Here is a 21,494-nt window from a genome sequence, read left to right on the forward strand (position 1 = left end):
GGATCGACCATGACCGATATTCCGGACAGAGCTGCCTTCGCCCATGTCACTGACTGGGTGTTCGACCTCGACAACACGCTCTACCCGCACGCCGCCAATCTGTTCTCGCAGATCGACGTGAAGATGACGAGCTATGTCGAGACTTTGCTGAAACTGCCACGTGACGAAGCGCGCAAGATTCAGAAGCAGTTCTATCTGGAATATGGCACCACGCTGAAAGGCCTGATGGAGTGCCATCAGATTGACCCGGACGATTTTCTGAGACAAGTCCATGACATCGACTATTCCTGGCTGACGCCCGATCCGGCGTTGGGACGGGCGATCAAGGCACTGCCGGGCCGTCGCTTCATCTTTACCAATGGTGATCGCGGTCATGCCGAACGCGCTGCCAGCCAGCTCGGAATTCTCGATGATTTCGACGATATTTTCGACATCGTCGCAGCTGGCCTGACACCGAAGCCTGAACGGGTCACCTATGACCGCTTCCTCGGCGCCTTCGGCATCGATGCGGGCAAGGCCGTGATGTTCGAGGATCTGGCGCGCAATCTGGTCGTTCCCAAAGCCCTCGGCATGAAAACGGTGCTGGTCGTGCCGAACAATTTTGAGCCTACATTTTCCGAGATATGGGAAAGCGATCCCGAGTTCACCGATCAGGTGGACTATGTGACCGATAATCTGACCCAGTTTCTGGAAACCATAATTGCAGACCGATAGGCAATTCACCGGCCTTGAAAGACGCATCGACAAGGCCGCCCACCGCCTTCTCGACAATCTGCCGCGTCACCGGATCAGCGATGCGCTGATCGAGTTTCTGGTCTTCGGGCTGAAACAGGCATGGGCCTGCCTTTTCGGTGGCGCCATGCTGGCGCTCATCATCCTCACCCGCTGGTTCTGGCCGGATGGCGGCGCGGGGTTTATCACGCGCTACGATTTCCTGTTCCTGTCCGCCCTTGCTATCCAGCTTGCCATGCTGGTCTTCAAGCTGGAGGCGTGGGAGGAAGCCAAGGTCATCCTCATCTTCCATGTGGTCGGCACAGCGATGGAAGTGTTCAAGACCCATGCCGGTTCATGGGTCTATCCGGAGGAAAACTTCTTCCGCATTGGCGGCGTTCCTCTGTTTTCCGGCTTCATGTATGCAGCTGTCGGCTCCTATATGGCGCGCATCAATCGCATCTTCGATATAAGGCTGAACCACTATCCACCACTCTGGATGACCGTTGTTCTGGCCGCCGCGATCTATATCAATTTCTTCGCGCACCACTTCATCTGGGATATGCGCTGGCTGCTGTTTGCTGCGACCTTCGTCCTTTTCTGGCGCACGACGATGCATTACCGCGTCTTCCGCTTCCGGCACAAAATGCCGTTGCTGGTCGCCTTTCTGCTGACCTCGCTCTTCATCTGGATTGCCGAGAACATCGGCACATGGTCGAAGGCCTGGCTTTATCCGAACCAGCGCAATGGCTGGGAACTCGTTTCAATGAGCAAGCTCGGCTCGTGGTATCTCCTGATGATTATCTCGGTCGTGCTGGTGACACTCGTTCACCGCCCTCGTCCCTATCGAGCAGAAGAAGAGCCGCAAAAGAAAACGCCCGACCATTTGGCCGGGCGCATCGAACAGAAAATCCGGGGTGATCAGAGCTTGTAAAAATCCTTGATCTGTTCCCAGGCTTCGTCGGCGGTTTCGACAAAGTTGAGCAGTTCGATATCGGCAGGCGAAATCGTACCCTGCTCAGCCAGAAACTCGATATTGATCGCCTTGGTCCAGAACTCCTTACCGAACAGTATCAGCGGCACGCGCTCCATACGGTTGGTCTGGATCAGCGTCATCGCCTCGAAAAGCTCGTCCATCGTTCCAAAGCCGCCGGGGAACACGCAGATCGCCTTGGCGCGCATCAGGAAGTGCATCTTGCGGATCGCAAAATAATGGAAGTTGAAGCAAAGGTCAGGCGTAACATAGGCGTTGGGAGCCTGTTCGTGCGGCAGCACAATGTTGAGACCGATCGTCGGCGCACCGACATCGGCGGCTCCGCGATTGCCCGCTTCCATGACGCCGGGACCGCCGCCCGTCACCACGATGAATTCGCGATAATAGGTCGTCGCGGAATATTCGGAGCAAAGCCGCGCGAATTTGCGCGCTTCCTCGTAATAATGCGCATTGGCTTCAAGGTTCTTCTTCTGAACCTCGTTCTTGGCTGCCCATGCCTCGCCGCCGGGCTCCGGAATGCGCGCACCGCCAAACATGACGACAGTGGACTTGATACCCCGGTCGGCCAGAATCATTTCAGGTTTCAGAAGCTCAAGCTGCAGCCGGATCGGCCGCAGTTCGCGCCGCGTCAGGAAATCATCGTCCGTGAAAGCAAGGCGATAGGCAGGGGCTTCGGTCTGTGGCGTCTGCGGTACGGTGCGGGCCTGCTTGACCGCTTCCTCAGAATTCGGGAATGGCGTCCAGCCAGACTTCTCCATCGGGTTCATGCTCTCACCTGCTCCTTCATTATCGCCATTCAACGCGTAATACCAGGGCGCTGAGATGCTGACGCTATCCAAGCCCTGAAAATGCTCAATTGCCGCACGGGCTTAACCAAAACTCGATGAGTCAAGCTCATCGGGTTTTGGTATAACAGCATCCATTCTGGCGCTAAATGCTTAATCTGTCTCAAACGTGGCACTGCAATCAGATCACGAACGACATTGACCCTCATGGCGCCTTCGCTTAATCAATTTCCCAGCAAACAGGCCGGACTTGTCCACGCCTGCCTTCCGCCGCCCCTTCATGGAGATCGCACCCTATGACCAAGCCAGACCTCGCCTCCCTTGAGAAGACAATCGACAAGGCTTTTGACGAGCGCGACGGTATCAACACGGCAACGCGCGGCGAAGTGCGCGAAGCCGTCGAACAATCGCTCGTTCTGCTCGACCGCGGTGAAGCCCGTGTCGCAGAAAAACAGGCGGACGGCAACTGGCAAGTCAACCAATGGCTGAAGAAAGCAGTTCTGCTCTCCTTCCGTCTCAACCCGATGGAAGTCATCAAGGGCGGCCCCGGCCAGTCCTCCTGGTGGGACAAGGTGCCATCGAAGTTCGACGGCTGGACAGCCAATGAATTCGAAAAGGCAGGCTTCCGCGCCGTACCGAACTGCATCGTGCGCCACTCGGCCTATATCGCGCCAAACGCGATCCTGATGCCATCCTTCGTCAATCTCGGCGCTTATGTCGATGAGGGCACCATGGTCGACACCTGGGCCACCGTCGGCTCCTGTGCACAGATCGGCAAGAACGTTCACCTTTCCGGCGGCGTCGGCATCGGCGGCGTTCTGGAACCGATGCAGGCCGGTCCAACCATCATCGAAGACAATTGTTTCATCGGTGCCCGCTCGGAAGTCGTTGAAGGCTGCATCGTGCGTGAAGGTTCGGTCCTCGGCATGGGCGTCTTCATCGGCAAATCGACCAAGATCGTGGATCGCGCAACCGGCGAAGTCTTCTATGGCGAAGTGCCGCCCTATTCGGTCGTCGTTGCAGGCACCATGCCGGGCAAGAACGTTCCCGGCGAAAACTGGGGTCCGAGCCTCTATTGCGCCGTGATCGTCAAGCGCGTCGATGAAAAGACCCGCTCCAAGACCTCGATCAACGAATTGCTGCGTGACTAGAGCATGTCTCCCGAAAGTGGGAACCGGTTTCGGGATAAAGACATTCTTAAAACAAATGGATAGCGCGTTTCGACAATGACTGAGAGCGTGCTTAAAAACAAAAGGCGACGCTGCTGGCGTCGCCTTTTTGCATTTAATGGTCGCCCCTTCGGATGGCGCAATGCCTCTGATCCGGGCAGTCCGGGGAGACACTGACGCCATCCTCCGGGGAGATTTCTTGGCAGCCCTTCGGCTGCCCCGCGTGTCACATGCGTGAGGGGGAGGAACGCAACGGACGATGCAGGGCGACCGACAGGCTCAGCCGTCAGAACAAATTAGTTCTGGTAGCTGGACGGGGAAGCGTCGCCGAAGCGATGAGCCGAGCCGTCCTGATTAACTGGCGCAGACTGACGAATGGCAGCCGGAGCCGTATAGTCGATGTTGCTGCGGGTCGAAGCGACCGGCGTTTCGCCAGGAAGAACGAAAGCCTTGTCCTGAGCAGCCATTGCAGGCGGCTGGCCAACGAACGGGTTTTCGGCATAGGCAGCACCGGCGCTAAGAGCGACAGCAAGAGCGGCGAGAGCAAACTTCTTCATTTCTTTATTCCTTTTCTCCATGGCGTCCCCGGCATCGGTGCTTAACCGGCTGAACCTTGAGACTGCATCTCAGGCATAGAGGGGACCTTTGGTTAGCTGGGCCGCGTGGCCCGCCCTACGGTGTCAGGCACATCTGGGAGGAAATGCCCCGACACCTTCGGGAATACATGCAATGTGGGTATTTCATTCATGCCCGGTCCGTCTGGACCGGAGAGGCCAAAAGTCCGAGCGGACTTTTAGTTCTGGTAAGAGGAAGGCGATGCGTCACCGAAGCGGTGAGCCGAACCATCCTGATAAACCGTTGCCTTGTTGATCGAGGCAGGAGCCGTGTAATCGAGCTTCTGGCTCTGCGTTGCAACCGGCGTACGGTCATTTGCATAAAGATCGGCAGGTTCGCCGACATGTGGGTTTTCTGCAAAAGCGGCACCAGCGGTAAGAGCAAGAGCAGCGGCAGCAAGAACAATCTTCTTCATTTTCCTATCTCCTTGGAAAGTGGAGCGGCGTTTGTTCGTCGTTCCGATGCAGCTGAAATGGGTGACAGTGGGCAAAAGTTCCAGTCACGAAAATGTTTTCTTTATCACACATTTGTGCGGCCATTTTCTTGGAGGACGATAATTGAAATTATAAAATAATAACAAAATCAAATACTTAATTGATATACCAGCAATCACACGACTGTTACAAAGTGTCTTCTGTTCAAAAAGAGCGAACAGTCTGTCCCAATATATTGTCCAATGAGAGTGAACAATGATGCGATTTTTCGCGAAATCGGTCCTTTGCAAACGACGCAAGCTTCGTCGAAATGACACCCTGATTTGCGGCTGGCATCGTTCAGCCAGTCAAATCAGCCCATACTCAAAAGAAAAGCCGCATCGAAATGCGGCTTGATGACATTCAATTGGACCAGCTCTTGATTGAACGCTGTAACCCCGATCAGTTGTTTGCAACAGCGACCGAACGCCCGGCAATGGAAACCCACTGACCGGAATTGGCAGGCGACTGCATCTTGATATAGCGGTACGAAGTTTTCTCGACCGGCAACACCTCGTCGCGCAGATTGTCGAGGATATAGTCGCCATGATCTGTGCGGGCGGTCAGGACGACATGCGGCTCGCTGCCCTGTACCATAGTAATGAGAAGCTGTGACGGGCTGATACCCCGCGCCATCAGCTGGGCCCGCTTCATCAGGACATAGTCTTCGCAATCGCCCTTGCCGTTGACCGGAATGGTCCAGTAATCGCGCTTGCCATAATTATCCTGATCGGAGACCGGTTTGATGCGGCGATTGACGGAGCTGCTGACCGATTGCAGCAGCTTCGCGCGCTGCGGGGTCATCTTCATCGGCGGCAATACGCGATGCGCACCGCAATCGCGCTTGTTACGATCGCAGTACTCCTTGTGTCCGTAAGGAATGCTTGTAAGCCCGCCTGCTTCACTCCATTGCGCGGCCTTGGCCGGTATTGTCGTCGCCCCGAAGAGCACCATCATGCCTGCTATCGCAGAAGTGACAAAACGCATGCGCAGTTTCCCATTTAAAAAGAGTCCCCGTTGAGCGGCCCTTTGCGGGTCTCGTTATCAACTTATTTTTAACTAACGATGACAGGCCCCCTCCGGTCAAGGAAATTTCGTTCCCAAATTGAAACCGGTTGAGAAAAACAAGTGAAAGGCGAAACGATGCCGCCTGCGCGCAACCATCGGATTGCTGTTTCATCCGCCGGCTTCCGGCCTGTTTTTTCAACGCGCATCCTGTTCCGAAAACCGCTTCGCACTTTTCGGGATGCAGTTTGTTTCAACGCGCATCTTATTCCGAAAACCGCTTCGCACTTTTCGGGATGCGCGATAATCTCGCCGTCAGACGATTCCCTTTTCAAAAAAGTCCCGATCTCATGAGCTTAGCCGTCAATCCCGCCGATAACCTTGCCGCCCTCATCCGTTGTGCATCCGTAACGCCTGCCGAGGGCGGTGCGCTGACGGCGCTGGAAGCAATGTTGAAGCCGATGGGGTTTTCGGTGGAACGACCTGTCTTCCACGATGAAGACACGCCCGACATCGAAAACCTTTATGCACGCAAATCGGGCAATGGCCCGCATCTGATGTTTGCGGGACATACCGATGTCGTGCCTCCCGGCAATGAGGGCGACTGGAAACACCCGCCCTTTTCTGCCGCTATTGAAGACGGCGTGATGTACGGTCGCGGTGCGGTTGACATGAAGGGCGGTGTCGCCTGTTTCGTGGCCGCAGTTGCCCGTCACATCGAAAAGCACGGCAGCATCAAGGGCAGCGTTTCGTTCCTCATCACCGGCGACGAGGAAGGCCCGGCCATCAATGGCACGGTCAAGCTTCTCGACTGGGCGAAGCAGCGCGGCGAAAGCTGGGATGCATCCATCGTCGGAGAGCCGAGCAACCCGAATGCACTCGGCGATGCGATCAAGATCGGACGGCGCGGCTCGCTGTCCGGCACGATCACCGTCCATGGCGTGCAGGGCCATGCCGCCTATCCGCATCTGGCCGAAAACCCGGTACGCGGCATTACCACGCTGGTCGACAGCCTGCTTTATCCGGCTTTCGACCAAGGGACGGCCAATTTCCAGGCCAGCAATCTGGAAGTGACGAGCATCGACGTCGGCAACAAGGCCACCAATGTCATTGCGAACAAGGCAACGGCCTCGTTCAACATCCGCTTCAACGACACCTGGACGGCAGAGACCTTGCAGGCCGAAATCATCGCGCGCCTCGAAAAAGCCGCCAGCGACAATCGCCTGCGACCAGGTCGCGAAACACCGATCGAATACGAACTCGCCTGGCGCGAGCATCCGAGCCATGTGTTCCTGACCCGTGACGAAAAGCTGATCGGCACGTTGACGGATTCCGTCGAGGCCGTAACGGGCAAACGCCCGGAACTGTCGACATCGGGCGGCACGTCCGATGCCCGTTTCATCAAGGATTACTGTCCGGTGGTCGAGTTCGGCCTTGTCGGACAGACCATGCATATGGTTGACGAGCGCGTGGCCCTTGCCGACCTCGAAGGCCTGACACAGATTTATGAACGCTTCATCGCCGATTTCTTTGGGTAACGCATAGCCCCGGAAAGTCGCATGACTGTTCCGCCGGGATTACGCGAAAAATTGGGAATCTCATGCCAAGCCTGGACGATATTTTCAGATATTTCTGGGGCGTCTGGAAAATGATGCTCGGGCGCAAGGAAGGACTGGGCTATCTCGACATTTCCGCCGAGGGCTTCTGGTCGTCCTTCTTTGCGATAGCGATTGCACTGCCGCCGCTCTTCGCAAGCTGGGTCGCTTATGCCGCGGATCTGACGGCAGGTCGCGAGGAGGCAGGCTTGCGCTTTGCCATCGTCACGCGCGCAGCCTTCGTGGACATAGCGGCCTGGATTATTCCGCTCGTCATCATCGGCCTTATCGCCAAGCGGATCGGCATTGCCAAGCGTTATGCGGCTTTCGTGATTGCCACCAACTGGGGCAGCGCACTGCTTTCGTGGGTCTTCGCACCCATTACACTGCTACAGCTCTTCTTTCCCGGACGGTTCGACATCGCGACACTGTTTGCCTTCATCATGTTCGGCGCATCCATTGTGCTGAGCTACCGGCTGACTTTTGTCGCGTTGCAGCGCCCACATGCCTATGCGGCACCATTCTTCGCCTGCATCGTCTTTGGCTCACTGTTCCTGACCGTCCTGCTGCAGCAACTGCTCGGGATCGGCTTTGATCCGCACGCCTATTAAAGCGAAAGCCATTATATCGGCATGGGATGATTGAGGGCGCTGGCGATCTCGGCCATGACGGCACGGAGAGCCGGAACCGTCTTCATATCGGAATGAACGACCATCCACACCTCGCGTATGAGCGGGGCATGATCCGGCAGCGCTGGCACCAGCTGCTCCTGCGTCTCAGCCATGAAATCAGGCAACATGGCTATGCCTGCGTTCTCTCTTACAAGAGCGAGCTGCATCTCCAGCGTATTGGCGCGCAGGGCGATTGGCCGGGCACCAGCCAAAGCAAGCAAATGGGCCTGCTGCGGAGCGTCTTCCAGACTTTCATCATAAGCGATGAACTGCCATTCTTCAGGAGGAGTTCGCGCCAGATAATCCCGGCTCGCATAAGGGCGGAAAGCTTCCTCGCCCAGCCTGCGAATGGTGAGATCGCCGGTTGTCGGGCGCGTCAGGCGAATAGCTATATCCGCCTCCCGACGGTTCAGTGAACTGAAGCGTGCTTCTCCCATCACACGCATATGGATACCCGGATATTGTTCTGACACGGCAGCGAGCGGCTTCGCCAGTCTTGCAACCGCATAGGACGGCGGCGCGGTGAGCGTGATGGTCGCGCTTATGCCCGTATCCCGAACTGCGCCGAAACGGCTGATGGCTTGTGCCTCGTCCTGCATCTTGCGGGCAATCGCCGCAATCCGCTCGCCGTCTTCCGTCAGCAGAAAACGTCGCCCCCGACGATCAACCAGTTTCAAACCGGTTTCGGATTCCAGAGCTGCCACACGTCGCGCAATCGTCGCATGTTCTACATTGAGCAATCGCGCGGCACCGGACAGAGTCCCCGTATCGGCCAAAGCCACAAAGTAACGCACGCTTTCCCAATTCACCATTGTGAAATTTTTCCCATACGCTGCGATCAAATCGGCAATTTTTTCCCGTTTCTCTATCCGCGATACTGCCACGGATTGCAACGGAGGCTGACTGATGGACTACGAGATCATTCTGAACGAAACAGGTGAAGCAGGGCTGCTTCAGACAGACCCGCAGACACCCCGAAGCCCCGGTGCGGGCGAGATACGTCTTCGCCACGAGGCAATCGGCGTGAACTTTGTCGACATATACCATCGGACCGGCCTCTATCCGCTGCCGTCCTTTCCGGCAGTGCTCGGCGTCGAAGGTGCAGGCGTGGTGGAAGCTGTCGGATCGGATGTAACCGACCTCAAGCCAGGCGACAGGGTTGCTTATGCGGGCCTGCCAGTGGGGGCATATGCTTCAACCCGGCTTCTACCGGCCCAAAGGGCGCTGCTACTGCCCAGCACAATTTCCTCGCAGTCGGCGGCAGCGACCATGCTGCGCGGTCTTACCACCCACATGCTCCTCACCAATACATTTCCCGTTGGCCCGGATACAATCATGCTGGTGCATGCAGCCGCAGGCGGACTGGGCACTTTGCTGACCCGCTGGGGCAAGGCTCTTGGAGCAACTGTGATCGGAACGGTCAGCTCGGAAGACAAAGCCGAAATGGCGCGCAAAAACGGTGCCGATCATGTGCTCGTCGGACGCGATTGCGATTTCGTGACAGCCACCCGGCGCCTCACGGATGGACAGGGCGTTCACGTCGCCTATGACGGGATCGGCGGTGAAACTCTGGCCAAAACGGCACAATGCGTGCGCCCGTTTGGAACTCTGGCGAGCATCGGTCAGGCCGGTGGAAAAATCTCCCAGACCGTCATTGATGCACTCGGCAATCAAGCAGATCTTTCTTTCGTCCGGCCAAGCGTGATCGCTTACATCAACGATCTGGATAACTACCGAAACTCCGCTTCCAAGCTTTTCGACATCATGGAAAAGGGACTGACTGGAACGATTGGGGCAACCTATCCGCTGAGCGAGGCAGAACAGGCCCATCGTGCGCTGGAGACGGGAAAATCATCCGGAAGTTTACTCTTGATTCCCTAGAGCGCGCTTCGGGTCTCAGTACGGAAAGGCGTAGTCCACACCAATCAGATAAAGCCCATAGGGCGGGGCAACCTGCCCGCAGGCCTTGCGATCTTTGACTTCCAAAGCCGCTTGCAGATCATCCGCCGTCCAGCGGCCAACACCCACTTCCATCAGGCTGCCTGCGAAGGACCTGACCTGATTGTGCAGGAAAGACCGCGCCGAAACGCGCATTTCCACGTAATCGCCGTTGCGGATGACATCGAGCCGGTCGAGCGTCTTGACCGGGCTCTTGGCCTGGCATTGCGTGGCGCGAAACGTCGTGAAGTCGTGCTCGCCCAGGAGCCGCTTTGCTGCTTCGTGCATCGCTTCAGCATCAAGTCGCTTCTGCACCCACCATGCGCGCTGATAATCAATCGCCAGAGGCGCACGGCGATTATGGATACGATAGAGATAATGCCGGGCACGCGCTGAAAAACGCGCATCGAATGTGTCCGTCGTCTTCTCGACATTCAAGATGCTGACGCGCTCATCCGCCATGACGAGGTGCGCATTGACCGCATCGCGCACCTTGCCTGCACCCCAATCCTTGGTGAGATCGACATGCACGACCTGTGCGGTTGCATGCACGCCTGCATCGGTGCGGCCAGCCGCACTCAGCGTCAAATCTTCCCCGCAGAACTTCTTGAATGCCAGTTCGATGGCATTCTGCACCGCATGGCCGTTTTCCTGCCGCTGCCAGCCAACATAGGGCGTGCCGTCATATTCGACAGTGAGCTTGTAGCGCGGCACCGCTTACAGAACCTTCGAAACCTGTGCGCCACGCAGAAATTCTTGCGCGGGCAATGGCTTGCCGCCGGAACGCTGCAGCGTAACGAGCCGCACGGCCCTTTCCCCGCAGGCAACCGTCAGGCGATCGTCCAGCACCGTGCCCGGTTCCCCGGACCCCTCACCCAGCGCCGAGCGCTGAAGCTTCACACGTTCGACAGCGCCATTGATTTCCATCTCGCACCATGCACCCGGAAAGGGCGACAGACCGCGAATGGTATTGTGCACGTCCTGTGCCGGCTTCGACCAGTCGATGCGCGCCTCGGCCTTGTCGATCTTGGCGGCATAGGTGACGCCTTCTTCCGCCTGCGGCTGCAAGGCAAGGCTTTCACGCTCAAGCGCGCCCAGCGCACGGATCATCAGGTCGGCGCCGATCATGCTCAGACGGTCATGCAGTTCGCCTGCCGTCATGTCCGGCGTGATCGCAACCTTTTCGGCCATGGCAACGGGACCGGTATCGAGCCCGGCATCCATCTTCATGATCATCATGCCGGTTTCGCTATCGCCTGCCATGATGGCACGCTGGATCGGAGCAGCCCCGCGCCAGCGCGGCAGCAGCGAGGCATGGCCGTTATAGCAACCGAGGCGCGGTGCATCCAGAATGGCTTGCGGCAGCAGCAGACCATAGGCCACGACAATCGCGACATCGGCTTCGAGGCTTGCGAAAACGTCCTGCTCTTCCACGCCCTTGAGGCTCTTCGGCGTGAACACCGGAATACCGAACTGTTCGGCCTTTTCATGCACCGGTGACTTGGTCAGCTCCAGCCCGCGACGGCCAGCCGGACGCGGCGGCTGCGTATAGGCCGCAACAACCTCATAACCGTGACCGATGATGGCGGTGAGGATCGGCACGGAAAATTCCGGTGTCCCCATGAAAACGACACGCATTAAAGCACTTTCCCGGGCGCGCGCTGGCTGGCGAGCTTCTTGAACTTCTTGATGACCATATCGCGCTTCAGCTTGGAAATATGATCGATGAAGAGCACGCCGTTCAGATGATCGATCTCATGCTGCAGGCAGGTAGCCATCAGCCCGTCGGCTTCGATCAAATGCTGTTTGCCATCTGCATCGAAGTAATTGACCTTGATGGCGGCTGGCCGTTCCACTTCGGCATAATAATCCGGTATCGAAAGGCAGCCTTCCTCATAGGTGCTGACTTCATCCGTCACGCCGACAATCTCGGGATTGATGAAGACATGCGGCGCTTTCGGTTCATCTTCCTTGGCAAGGTCGATGACGAGCATGCGGATCGGTTCGCCTACCTGAATGGCGGCGAGGCCAATGCCCGGCGCATCATACATGGTGTCGAACATGTCGCCGGCAAATTTGCGCAGCTGGTCGTCAAAGCGCTCCACAGGCTTGGAAACCTGGCGCAGGACGGGATCGGGAAGGATGACAAGCGGTTTTACAGACATGGGCTTTCACGTAATGGCTCACGCGAGAATCGTCAATTACACTTTGCAAAATGTTCTCGTTTTGATCTCATCAAGACGATACGAATCAGCTAAGCTCTCTTCATGGAAAATCAGAATCTCCTGAATGAGCCGATTCTGCAGCTCGGTGCCACATCCTTCACGCTGGGGAATATCCTGCTGGCGGGTATCGTCGTGCTGGTGCTGTGTCTTGCGATTTTTCTGATCGCGGCGACGCGCTCTGCCCGACTTCGCGCGGTTGCGGAAGCACAGGCCGAGGACCGTGCCCGGGATGCAGAATATCGCATGGCGGAAATCCTGAAGGCACAGGCCGAGATGCAGGGCCGGATGCAGACCATGGCCGAGGTATTCGGCTCACGGCAGGCGGAACTCAACCAGTCGATCCGCGAACGGCTCGACGGCATGACGCATCGCATCGGCCAGACCATGACCGAACAGACCCGCTCGACGCATGAAAATCTCGCCAAATTGCAGGAACGTCTTGCCGTCATCGACACGGCGCAGAACAATATCCAGTCGCTCGCCGGACAGGTGGTGCAATTGCAGGCGATCCTCGCCAACAAGCAGACGCGCGGCGCTTTCGGCCAGTCGCGCATGGAAGCGATCATCGCCGACGGCCTGCCGCAGGGGGCCTACGAGTTTCAGGCAACGCTTTCCAACAGCACCCGTCCCGACTGCCTTGTACGGATGCCGAACAATGCACCCTCGCTCGTGATCGACGCAAAATTCCCGCTCGAAGCCTGGAATTCGATGCGCGAAACGGAACAGCCGGAGGCGCGCAAGGCAGCAGTCGCCCAGTTCCGCCGCGACATGGAAGTGCATATCAAGGATGTCTCGGACAAATATCTGATCCCCGGCGAAACACAGGATACGGCTTTTCTGTTCGTGCCGTCGGAGTCCATCTTCGCCGATATTCACGAGCACTTCGAGGCCCTGATCCAGCGTGCGCATCGGGCGCGAGTCGTCATTGTCTCGCCGTCGCTGCTGATGCTGTCGATTCAGGTCATTCAGGCAATCCTGAAGGATGCCCGCATGCGTGAGCAGGCGCATGTGATTCAGGGCGAAGTGATCCGCTTGATGGAAGATGTGGGCCGCCTCGACGAGCGCGTGCGCAAGCTGCAGACCCATTTCGTGCAGGCCAACAAGGATATTGACGATATTCTTGTATCTTCCAACAAGGTCACCCGGCGCGGCGCGAAGATCGAAGCGCTGGAATTTGGCCCTGCACCCGCAGAGGAAGCATCCCGCCCGCAAACGAGACAGGCGGAAAACACTCCCACTCAAATGCGCCTGCGCGTGGTGGATGAGGATTAATTTCTTCGGCTCAGAATAGCGACTCTGCTATTTCCCTCATCCTGAGAAGGCGCGAAGCGCCGTCTCGAAGGACGAGGGAAACGCACAACTCGACCCTCATTCTCAGCCTGTCGAAAGGGCGGGCAGCACAACGGCTCGTCAAATATTAGCTGGCCGGTCGGAATGACCGAGATCGCGTTCCGGCCAGACCAGATCGCGCACGCGCTGCTTTAACACCTTGGCTTCCGGAAATCCGCCGTCACGCTTGCGTTCCCAGATGAGTTCTTCGCTTCCATCCGGCATATAAACACGGATTTCAAACACTCCACCAGTCCCCGGACGCAACGCCACTTCGCCTAAATCCTGCCCGAAAGTCTGTAACAGTTCCTGCGCCATCCACGCAGCACGCAGCAGCCAGTTGCATTGGGTGCAGTAGGTGATGGAGATACGGGGATGTTCGGACATTGATTTCAACCTTCGGAACTAGGGCAATCTTAAAGTCTATTGCCGGCTTGTTAGACAGGCAAACTTGCATCAACATCTAGCTTCCAAAGACGCGCGGGGGCAAGTCATGGAAGTAACAGTCTACATTCTGCGTTGCGCAGAATGTTCATATTACACCGGTCTCACCAAGCAGAGCATCGAAGCCCGATTGTGGGAACACAATGAAGGTATTTACGATAGCTATACGAAGAAGCGTCGACCGATCGAACTTGTTTTCACAGAAACATATGATCGGATTATCGATGCCATCGCGCGCGAACGGCAGATCAAAGGATGGTCACGTGCAAAGAAAGAAGCGTTGATTGCGCTAAATTATGAGGGCCTGCCTGTATTGTCGAAGCGGGGATGAGATCGGGACGTCTACCTCGTCCCGCCTTCCCCCTCATCCTGAGGAGGCACTCTGAGCGTAGCTCATGGGAGCCGTCTCGAAGGGCTGAGGGGAGCGCTGTCGCCCTCGTCCTTCGAGACGCCTCCTTCGCAAGCTCAGGAGGCTCCTCAGGATGAGGACGAAATTGGCATCGTCAAAGTTCAAAAAGAAGGGGCGCCGAAGCGCCCAATCCAAGACAGTATTCAACAGATCACCAAATGATCAATCATCGCCCATCTTGAGCGCCTGAATGAAGGCCTCCTGCGGGATTTCGACCTTGCCGAACTGGCGCATGCGCTTCTTGCCTTCCTTCTGCTTTTCCAGAAGTTTGCGCTTACGCGTCACGTCACCACCATAGCACTTGGCCGTCACGTCCTTGCGCAGCGCCGAGATGGTCTCGCGTGCTACGATACGACCGCCAATCGCTGCCTGGATCGGAATCTTGAACATGTGCTGCGGGATCAGCTCCTTCAGCTTTTCGCACAGCGCGCGGCCACGCTTTTCCGCCGCCGAGCGGTGAACCAGCATCGAAAGCGCGTCGACCGGCTCCTCGTTCACAAGGATCGACATCTTGACCAGATCGCCCTCACGGTAATCCGAAAGATTGTAGTCGAACGAAGCATAGCCCTTCGAGATCGACTTCAGGCGATCGTAGAAATCGAACACCACCTCGTTGAGCGGCAGATCATAGGTGATCATGGCGCGGGGACCAACATAGGTCAGATCAATCTGCAGACCACGGCGCTCCTGGCAGAGCTTCATGATCGCGCCGAGATAATCATCCGGCGTCATGATAGTCGCACGAATCCAAGGTTCTTCAATCGCATTGATCTTCACCACATCCGGCATATCGGCCGGGTTGTGCAGCTCTTTCTGCGAACCGTCCTGCATGTTCAGGCGATAGACAACCGAAGGCGCGGTCGTGATGAGGTCGAGATTGAACTCGCGCTCAAGACGTTCCTGAATGATTTCCAGATGCAGAAGACCAAGGAAACCACAGCGGAAGCCGAAGCCGAGCGCAGCGGAGGTTTCCATTTCGAACGAGAACGACGCATCGTTGAGGCGCAGCTTGCCCATGGCAGCGCGCAGGTCCTCGAAATCCGCCGCATCGACCGGGAACAGGCCGCAGAACACGACCGGCTGCGCGGGCTTGAAGCCAGACAGCATCTTGTTCGTCGGGCGGCGATCTTCGGTGATCGTATCGCCGACGCGGGTGTCGGCCACTTCCTTGATCGAAGCGGTGATGAAGCCAAGCTCGCCGGGACCGAGTTCGTCCACCTGAACCATCTTCGGCGTGAACACGCCGGTGCGTTCCACCGGATATTTCGCGCCCGTGCCCATCATGCGGATGGTCTGGCCCTTTTTCAGAACGCCATCAATGATGCGCACCAGAACGATAACGCCGAGATAGCTGTCATACCAGCTATCGACCAGCATGGCCTTGAGCGGCGCATTGCGGTCGCCTTCCTTCGGCGCGGGCAACTGGGTGACGATGGCTTCCAGCACATCCTCGATGCCGATGCCGGTCTTGGCCGAAATATGCACGGCCTGCGCGGCATCGATGCCAATCACTTCCTCGATCTGCTGCTTGACGCGCTCAGGCTCGGCAGCGGGCAGGTCGATCTTGTTCAGCACGACCACGATTTCATGATTGTTGTCGATGGCCTGATAGACATTGGCCAGCGTCTGCGCTTCCACGCCCTGAGAGGCGTCCACCACCAGAAGCGAACCTTCGCACGCGGCCAGCGAGCGCGAGACTTCATAGGCGAAGTCGACGTGTCCGGGCGTGTCGATCAGGTTCAGCACATAATCTTCGCCGTTCTTCGCCTTGTAGCTGAGACGGACGGTCTGCGCCTTGATGGTGATGCCGCGCTCGCGCTCGATATCCATCGAGTCGAGAACCTGATCCTTCATCTCGCGCGTGTCCAGCCCGCCGGTCAACTGAATGAGGCGGTCGGCCAGCGTCGATTTGCCGTGGTCGATATGGGCGACGATCGAAAAATTGCGAATATGGTCAAGTGGTGTGCTCATGCGCGCGATTTAACAGCAAGAAGCGGAATCTCAAAGCGGTTTTCGGATAAGTTCACGTTGAAACAAAAAAACGAACATGGGAAAAAGTCCTGCTATCATGATCGTGACAACAAGTCCCCTTTGCCTTGTGGCCAAAAGGCGATAAATCACCGGCAATATAGACGCATTGTCGCCGCTCATTGCAAGCGGCGCAGCTGGCTTTCATGCAGGAGTTTAGGATGAAGACCGAACCGAACGAAGTCCACAACAGGCCGAAACTGGTCACCGTTTTCGGCGGCTCCGGCTTTGTCGGGCGCGCGGTCGTCGCAAGTCTCACCAAGCGCGGCTATCGCGTGCGCGTTGCCGTGCGCAAGCCGGAAGTTGCCTATTACATGGCTCCGCTCGGCAATGTCGGCCAGATTCAGATGGTGCAGGCCAATGTCCGCAACCGCGCTTCGGTCGAACATGTCGTCAAGGGTTCCGACCATGTCGTGAACCTCGTCGGCATCCTTGCTGAAAGCGGTCGCCAGCGTTTCAACACCGTTCAGGTGCTGGGCGCGAAGAACATCGCCGAAGCCGCCAAGGCCGCAGGCATTCGCATGACGCATCTGTCCTCGCTCGCAGCCGACGTCAATTCGCCATCGGATTACGCACGCACCAAGGGCGAAGGCGAAAACGCCGTTCTTTCCGTTCTGCCGGAAAGCGTCATCCTGCGCCCCTCGATCATTTTCGGCCCTGAAGACCGCTTCTTCAACCGCTTCGCCAACATGGCGCGCTTCTCGCCGTTCCTGCCAGCTATCGGCGGCGGCGAAACGAAGCTCCAGCCGGTCTATGTCGGTGATGTTGCGGAAGCCGTCGCCCGCGCCGTCGATGGCAAGCTGATGCCGGGTGGCGTCTATGAACTCGGCGGCCCGGATGTGCAGCCGTTCAAGAACTGGATGAAGGACATGCTCGGCGTTATCGCCCGCAAGCGCCTCATCATTTCCATGCCTTGGTGGGTTGCCCGTTTGCAGGCATCGATCCTCGGCCTGCTGCCGAACCCGATGCTCACCAACGATCAGGTGACGCTGTTGAAATTCGACAATGTCGTTTCCGAAAAGGCGATCAAGGAAGGCCGCACGCTGGAAGGCATGGGCATCACGCCGGAAGGCGTTGACGCCGTACTGCCATCCTATCTGTGGCGCTACCGCGTTGCCGGCCAGTACACCAAAACCGGTTTTGCGTGAGACATTCCGCTCATCGGAAAATGAACAAGGGGCCGAAAGGCCCCTTTTCTTTTGCCCGATTTTTTATACGCCGAGCTTTGTCTGAATTTGACGACGTTCATCCCCAGACGAGAAGCGCAGCCAACCCCACCGATCCGACGATCAGGCGCCACCAGCCGAACAGCTTGAAGCCGTGGCGGGACACATAGTCAAGCAGATAGCGCACGACGAAAACGCCCGAGATGAAAGCCATTACGAAGCCGACCCCGATCAGCGCACCGTCGTTGAGCGACAGGATATTGCGGCTCTTGTAGAGGTCATAGGCAAAAGCGCCTGCCATGGTCGGCATAGCGAGGAAGAACGAAAACTCCGCCGCCGAGCGCTTGTCGGCCCCCAGCAGAAGCGAGCCGACAATGGTGGAGCCGGAGCGCGACACGCCTGGTATCATGGCCAGGCACTGGATGAAGCCGATGGCGAGGCACATGGGCAGCGGATAATCCATCACATCATGATAGCGCGGACGCAGATTGAGCTGGTCCACCCAGAGCAGGATGAAACCGCCGATGATGAGCATGATGCAGACAAGCATCGGCGTTTCAAACAGCACGCTTTTGATGAAGCCGTGCGCCAGCGCGCCGATGACAGCAGCGGGCAGGAAGGCAACCAGAATGCCGAAGACGAAGCGCCGCGTGCGGGCATCGCGGGGAAAATCGGTCAGGATTTTCAGAAGTTTTGCCGAATAGACAGTCAAGATGGCCAGAATGGCACCAAGCTGGATCAGAACCTCGAAGGTTTTTCCTGTGGATTCAAAACCAAGAAAATGGCCGATCAGCAGCAAATGCCCGGTGGAGGAAACCGGGATAAATTCGGTCAAGCCTTCGATAAGACCGAGAAACGCGGCTTCCAGCAGATTAAAAACATCCATGAAGTCAGCACCTTAGAATATTGGGCACCATGATGGCAGCAAGACCGGGCCGCGATTGCGGTTGCCGAGGCAAAAACGAGCACTTCCAGCGATTGCTTGTCTCACGCAGACATAGCCCTTATAGACTTTATATTCCGTTGAGGCGGCGTCGAATCGCTCGGTAGCAGGAATAGCCTGCTGCATGCGCAAACGCCAGCCGCCGTGCTATCTCCGGACGTTCAATTCAAGCTTCAGTCGAGAGTATCGCGTCGATCATGCTTACGCTTTTTCATCATCCCATGTCTTCGGGTTCGCGCTATGTGCGGCTCATCCTCGGCGAGTATGGCGTTGAAGCGGAGTTGATCGAGGAACGACCGTGGTCACGTCGCAAAGAATTTCTGGCGCTGAACCCGGCGGGCACCCTGCCCGTTCTTCTGGCTGAAAATGACCTTCCGGTCGTCGGCGCGACGGTGATTGCCGAATATCTGGACGAAACCCGTGGCGCCTTGAAACGCAGCCGCCGCCTTCTGCCGGAAAGCCCGATGGAGCGCGCCGAAGTGCGCCGCCTCGTTGACTGGTTTCTGCTGAAATTCGAAAATGAAGTCACACGCCACATCGCGCGCGAACGTGTGTTCAAGCTGCAGATGGCAGCCGAAATGGGCGGTAGCGCGCCGGATTCGACCGCTATCCGCGCCGCCCGCACCAATATCCGCCAGCACATGAAATATATCGACTGGCTGGCCGCGACCCGCGACTGGCTGGGTGGCGCGCATCCAAGCTATGCCGACATGGCTGCGGCAGCATGCATTTCCGTGCTAGACTATCTCGGCGAAATCGAGTGGGGCGAAACCAAAGCAGCGCGTGACTGGTATGCACGCATGAAATCGCGCCCGGCCTTCCGCCCATTACTTTCTGACCGCGTGCGCGGCTTGCCCCGGTGGCCCATTATGGCGACCTCGACTTCTAGTTCGAAAACCGAAAAGCTGAAGCGCTTCCTGATCGAAGAGGCGAAGGCGGTTGGTTTCGATGCCGTCGCCTTCACCACGCCGGATGCAATTCCGCAAGCGCCCGAACGGCTGCGCCAATATATTGCCGATGGCCACCACGCCGACATGGAATGGATGGAGGAAACCGAGGCGCGCCGCAGCGATCCAAGCGTGCTGTGGCCGGAAGTCCGTTCCATCATGATGCTGGCGATGAATTACGGGCCGGATGCCAACCCGCTCGCCATTCTGGAGCAACAGGATCGCGCGGCCATATCGGTCTACGCGCAAAACCGCGACTATCATGACATCATCAAGGGCAAGCTCAAGCATGTGGCGAGCCGTTTTGCCGCGCGCGCCGGACAGGATGTCAAAGTCTTCGTCGACACCGCGCCCGTCATGGAAAAGCCGCTGGCTGAGGCCGCGGGGCTCGGCTGGCAGGGCAAGCACACCAATCTGGTAAGCCGTGAGCTTGGATCATGGCTGTTCCTCGGCTCCATCTTCACAACGGCGGAAATTCCGCCCGACAAGCCTGACCGCGACCATTGCGGCTCCTGCCGCGCCTGCCTCGACGCTTGTCCGACCAAGGCCTTCCCCTCGCCCTATCGCATCGACGCAAGGCGCTGCATTTCCTATCTCACCATCGAGAACAAGGGGCCGATCCCGCACGAATTCCGCAAGGCGATGGGCAACCGCATCTATGGCTGCGATGACTGCCTTTCCGTCTGCCCTTGGAACAAGTTTGCGCAGGCAACCAGCGAAATGAAGCTGAAAGCCCGCGACGATCTGAAAGCGCTGCGTCTGGCCGACCTGTTGACGCTGGATGATCCCGCGTTCCGCACTTTGTTTTCGGGTTCCCCGGTGAAACGGATCGGGCGCGACCGCTTCCTCCGCAATGTGCTGATCGCCACCGGTAATTCCGGTGATAAAACGCTTCTGCCAGATGTCGAACGACTGCTGGAAGACGAAGCGCCTGTCGTGCGCGGGGCAGCTATATGGGCCTTGAAGCAATTGGCCAATCCCGACCGTGTGGCTGAAATGCAGAAACGTCTGGCCTCATCGGAAGAGGATGCTACGGTGCAAGCAGAGTGGACCACCGCATCGACCCGAAAATCGGAAGCGATTTTCGGAAAACACGATGCGTAGATTCAATGGATTAGAGTGTCCTATGTGCGTCCCAACGGGCGCACGGCGCTCTATGGAGGAAGTTTGATGCGCGTTTTTCTGTTCGGAGCCGGTTATTCTGCCCAAGCCTTTGCTCAAAGGATGACAGGTGAGGCGGAACGCATCGACGGGACAACGCGGCACGAGCAGAAATTCCCGCTCCTTGAAAAGGCGGGCATAAAGCCGATGCTCTTTGACGGTGAAACACCTTCGCCCGACCTTCTGGACCGGCTTGCCCAATCGACCCATGTTGTCGTTTCGATTTCGCCCGGCGAAAGCGGCGACCCGGCGGTCGCCGTTGTAGAAGAAGCGCTTCGTCGCCCCGACAACACCATTCGCTGGATCGGCTATCTGTCGACGGTCGGCGTCTATGGCGACCATCAGGGCCAATGGGTGGACGAGACTGCTCCCTGCAAGCCTGCGTCCCGCCGCAGTCTGGAGCGGGTGGAAGCCGAAGAAGCATGGGGACAATTGAGCGAACGGCACGGAACGCCGCTCGCAATCTTGCGTCTTTCCGGCATTTACGGGCCGGGCCGCAACGCCTTCATTAATCTGGAACGCGGTACTGCACGGCGCATCATCAAAGACAATCAGGTCTTCAACCGCATCCACGTCGATGACATCGCCGGTAGCCTGCGTTTTCTGGCAGGAACCAACACGGGCGGCATCTTCAATATCACCGACAATGAACCAAGCCCACCACAGGATGTCGTCACCTATGCAGCCGAACTGATGGGCGTGACGCCGCCGCCGGAAGTCCCCTTCGCGGAAGCCGACATGACGCCGATGGCGCGCTCCTTCTATGGCGAGAACAAGCGTGTCTCCAACCAGCGCATCAGGGATCTCGGCTATGAATTTGCCTATCCCGACTACGAGACCGCCTTTTCGGCCATGTGGCGCGACGATAGCTGGCACTGATTTGCAT

22 protein-coding genes and 1 pseudogene are annotated in these 21,494 nt (G+C 57.5%); 12 read left to right on the forward strand and 11 right to left on the reverse strand.

The genetic code is table 11. The features are described 5' to 3' along the window. The first annotated feature begins 9 nt into the window (after positions 1-9). Complete coding sequence (locus LJ361_RS19480; RefSeq protein ID WP_010659425.1) at positions 10-714, forward strand: pyrimidine 5'-nucleotidase; 705 nt, start codon at positions 10-12, stop codon at positions 712-714. Beyond that, positions 701-1,645 (forward strand): DUF817 domain-containing protein, encoded by a 945-nt coding sequence (locus tag LJ361_RS19485; RefSeq protein ID WP_010659424.1) that lies wholly within the window; start codon positions 701-703, stop codon positions 1,643-1,645. Before LJ361_RS19480 ends, LJ361_RS19485 begins: the two co-directional genes overlap by 14 nt. Here the strand turns inward: LJ361_RS19485 and LJ361_RS19490 are convergent. Then, positions 1,633-2,472, reverse strand: coding sequence for an LOG family protein (locus LJ361_RS19490; protein ID WP_012091443.1), 840 nt, complete (start codon positions 2,470-2,472; stop codon positions 1,633-1,635). The two genes, LJ361_RS19485 and LJ361_RS19490, sit on opposite strands and share 13 nt — an antisense overlap. A 314-nt stretch (positions 2,473-2,786) precedes the next feature. Here LJ361_RS19490 and dapD point away from each other — a divergent pair, with 314 nt between their 5' ends. Continuing rightward, positions 2,787-3,641, forward strand: coding sequence for a 2,3,4,5-tetrahydropyridine-2,6-dicarboxylate N-succinyltransferase (gene dapD / locus LJ361_RS19495; protein ID WP_010659422.1), 855 nt, complete (start codon positions 2,787-2,789; stop codon positions 3,639-3,641). A gap of 314 nt (positions 3,642-3,955) precedes the next feature. Here dapD and LJ361_RS19500 read toward each other — a convergent pair whose 3' ends face one another. The 3 genes from LJ361_RS19500 to LJ361_RS19510 all read right to left on the reverse strand — a co-directional run bounded on the left by LJ361_RS19500 (position 3,956) and on the right by LJ361_RS19510 (position 5,701). Then, positions 3,956-4,216 carry a hypothetical protein gene (locus tag LJ361_RS19500; protein WP_010659421.1) on the reverse strand — a complete coding sequence of 87 codons (261 nt, stop codon included), beginning with the start codon at positions 4,214-4,216 and terminating at the stop codon, positions 3,956-3,958. A gap of 236 nt (positions 4,217-4,452) precedes the next feature. Next, positions 4,453-4,689 (reverse strand): hypothetical protein, encoded by a 237-nt coding sequence (locus LJ361_RS19505; protein ID WP_010659420.1) that lies wholly within the window; start codon positions 4,687-4,689, stop codon positions 4,453-4,455. A gap of 460 nt (positions 4,690-5,149) precedes the next feature. Continuing rightward, positions 5,150-5,701: a transglutaminase-like cysteine peptidase gene (locus LJ361_RS19510; RefSeq protein WP_010659419.1), complete on the reverse strand. Its 552-nt coding sequence runs from the start codon at positions 5,699-5,701 to the stop codon at positions 5,150-5,152. Between the two features lie 401 nt (positions 5,702-6,102). On the opposite strand from LJ361_RS19510, the gene dapE reads away from it, so the two are divergent. Both dapE and LJ361_RS19520 read left to right on the forward strand, forming a co-directional pair. Continuing rightward, a complete protein-coding gene (gene dapE, locus LJ361_RS19515; RefSeq protein ID WP_264812096.1) occupies positions 6,103-7,290 on the forward strand; it encodes a succinyl-diaminopimelate desuccinylase in 1,188 nt (395 codons plus the stop codon). Positions 7,291-7,352: 62 nt separating this feature from the next. Next, complete coding sequence (locus LJ361_RS19520; RefSeq protein WP_010659416.1) at positions 7,353-7,958, forward strand: hypothetical protein; 606 nt, start codon at positions 7,353-7,355, stop codon at positions 7,956-7,958. Positions 7,959-7,969: 11 nt separating this feature from the next. Here the strand turns inward: LJ361_RS19520 and LJ361_RS19525 are convergent, their stop codons facing one another. After that, the gene (locus LJ361_RS19525) at positions 7,970-8,830 is read right to left on the reverse strand and encodes a LysR family transcriptional regulator (protein ID WP_010659415.1); all 861 of its coding nucleotides are present in this window, start codon (positions 8,828-8,830) and stop codon (positions 7,970-7,972) included. A 94-nt stretch (positions 8,831-8,924) separates the two neighbouring features. Here LJ361_RS19525 and LJ361_RS19530 point away from each other — a divergent pair, with 94 nt between their 5' ends. Continuing rightward, positions 8,925-9,899, forward strand: a complete 975-nt coding sequence (locus tag LJ361_RS19530) for a quinone oxidoreductase family protein (protein WP_010659414.1) — start codon at positions 8,925-8,927, stop codon at positions 9,897-9,899. Positions 9,900-9,914: 15 nt separating this feature from the next. Here LJ361_RS19530 and truA read toward each other — a convergent pair whose 3' ends face one another. Genes truA through def form a run of 3 tightly spaced genes read right to left on the reverse strand, consistent with a single transcriptional unit; the run spans position 9,915 to position 12,121 of the window. Further along, positions 9,915-10,670, reverse strand: coding sequence for a tRNA pseudouridine(38-40) synthase TruA (gene truA, locus LJ361_RS19535; protein WP_010659413.1), 756 nt, complete (start codon positions 10,668-10,670; stop codon positions 9,915-9,917). Between the two features lie 3 nt (positions 10,671-10,673). Next, entirely contained in the window at positions 10,674-11,594 is a 921-nt protein-coding gene (fmt, locus tag LJ361_RS19540) for a methionyl-tRNA formyltransferase (RefSeq protein ID WP_010659412.1), read from the reverse strand. After that, the gene (def, locus tag LJ361_RS19545; RefSeq protein WP_010659411.1) at positions 11,594-12,121 is read right to left on the reverse strand and encodes a peptide deformylase; all 528 of its coding nucleotides are present in this window, start codon (positions 12,119-12,121) and stop codon (positions 11,594-11,596) included. The genes fmt and def overlap by 1 nt, the downstream gene beginning before the upstream one ends. Before the next feature lie 102 nt (positions 12,122-12,223). On the opposite strand from def, the gene LJ361_RS19550 reads away from it, so the two are divergent. After that, entirely contained in the window at positions 12,224-13,453 is a 1,230-nt protein-coding gene (locus tag LJ361_RS19550) for a DNA recombination protein RmuC (protein ID WP_010659410.1), read from the forward strand. A gap of 138 nt (positions 13,454-13,591) precedes the next feature. Here LJ361_RS19550 and LJ361_RS19555 read toward each other — a convergent pair whose 3' ends face one another. After that, positions 13,592-13,897 carry a SelT/SelW/SelH family protein gene (locus LJ361_RS19555; RefSeq protein WP_010659409.1) on the reverse strand — a complete coding sequence of 102 codons (306 nt, stop codon included), beginning with the start codon at positions 13,895-13,897 and terminating at the stop codon, positions 13,592-13,594. 106 nt (positions 13,898-14,003) lie between these two features. Between LJ361_RS19555 and LJ361_RS19560 the strand changes: the two genes are divergently transcribed. Beyond that, positions 14,004-14,285: a GIY-YIG nuclease family protein gene (locus LJ361_RS19560; RefSeq protein ID WP_010659408.1), complete on the forward strand. Its 282-nt coding sequence runs from the start codon at positions 14,004-14,006 to the stop codon at positions 14,283-14,285. A 240-nt stretch (positions 14,286-14,525) separates the two neighbouring features. Here the strand turns inward: LJ361_RS19560 and lepA are convergent, their stop codons facing one another. Further along, positions 14,526-16,334, reverse strand: a complete 1,809-nt coding sequence (lepA, locus tag LJ361_RS19565; RefSeq protein WP_010659407.1) for a translation elongation factor 4 — start codon at positions 16,332-16,334, stop codon at positions 14,526-14,528. A 218-nt stretch (positions 16,335-16,552) separates the two neighbouring features. On the opposite strand from lepA, the gene LJ361_RS19570 reads away from it, so the two are divergent. After that, entirely contained in the window at positions 16,553-17,539 is a 987-nt protein-coding gene (locus LJ361_RS19570) for a complex I NDUFA9 subunit family protein (protein ID WP_029929346.1), read from the forward strand. Positions 17,540-17,636: 97 nt separating this feature from the next. On the opposite strand, the gene LJ361_RS19575 is transcribed toward LJ361_RS19570, so the two are convergent. Then, on the reverse strand, positions 17,637-18,443 hold the full coding sequence (locus LJ361_RS19575) for an undecaprenyl-diphosphate phosphatase (RefSeq protein WP_010659405.1): 807 nt from the start codon (positions 18,441-18,443) through the stop codon (positions 17,637-17,639). A gap of 278 nt (positions 18,444-18,721) precedes the next feature. Here LJ361_RS19575 and LJ361_RS19580 point away from each other — a divergent pair. From LJ361_RS19580 to LJ361_RS19590, 3 genes and pseudogenes are all read left to right on the forward strand, one after another. Continuing rightward, a pseudogene (locus LJ361_RS19580) lies at positions 18,722-18,865 on the forward strand (glutathione S-transferase N-terminal domain-containing protein); the annotation flags it as partial. A gap of 504 nt (positions 18,866-19,369) precedes the next feature. Further along, on the forward strand, positions 19,370-20,551 hold the full coding sequence (gene queG / locus LJ361_RS19585; RefSeq protein WP_010659403.1) for a tRNA epoxyqueuosine(34) reductase QueG: 1,182 nt from the start codon (positions 19,370-19,372) through the stop codon (positions 20,549-20,551). Positions 20,552-20,617: 66 nt separating this feature from the next. Beyond that, entirely contained in the window at positions 20,618-21,487 is an 870-nt protein-coding gene (locus LJ361_RS19590; protein ID WP_010659402.1) for an SDR family oxidoreductase, read from the forward strand. Positions 21,488-21,494 lie beyond the last annotated feature (7 nt).

The sequence above is a fragment of the Brucella sp. JSBI001 genome (assembly GCF_026014005.1).
In the GTDB taxonomy this organism is placed as follows: Bacteria; Pseudomonadota; Alphaproteobacteria; order Rhizobiales; family Rhizobiaceae; genus Brucella; species Brucella anthropi.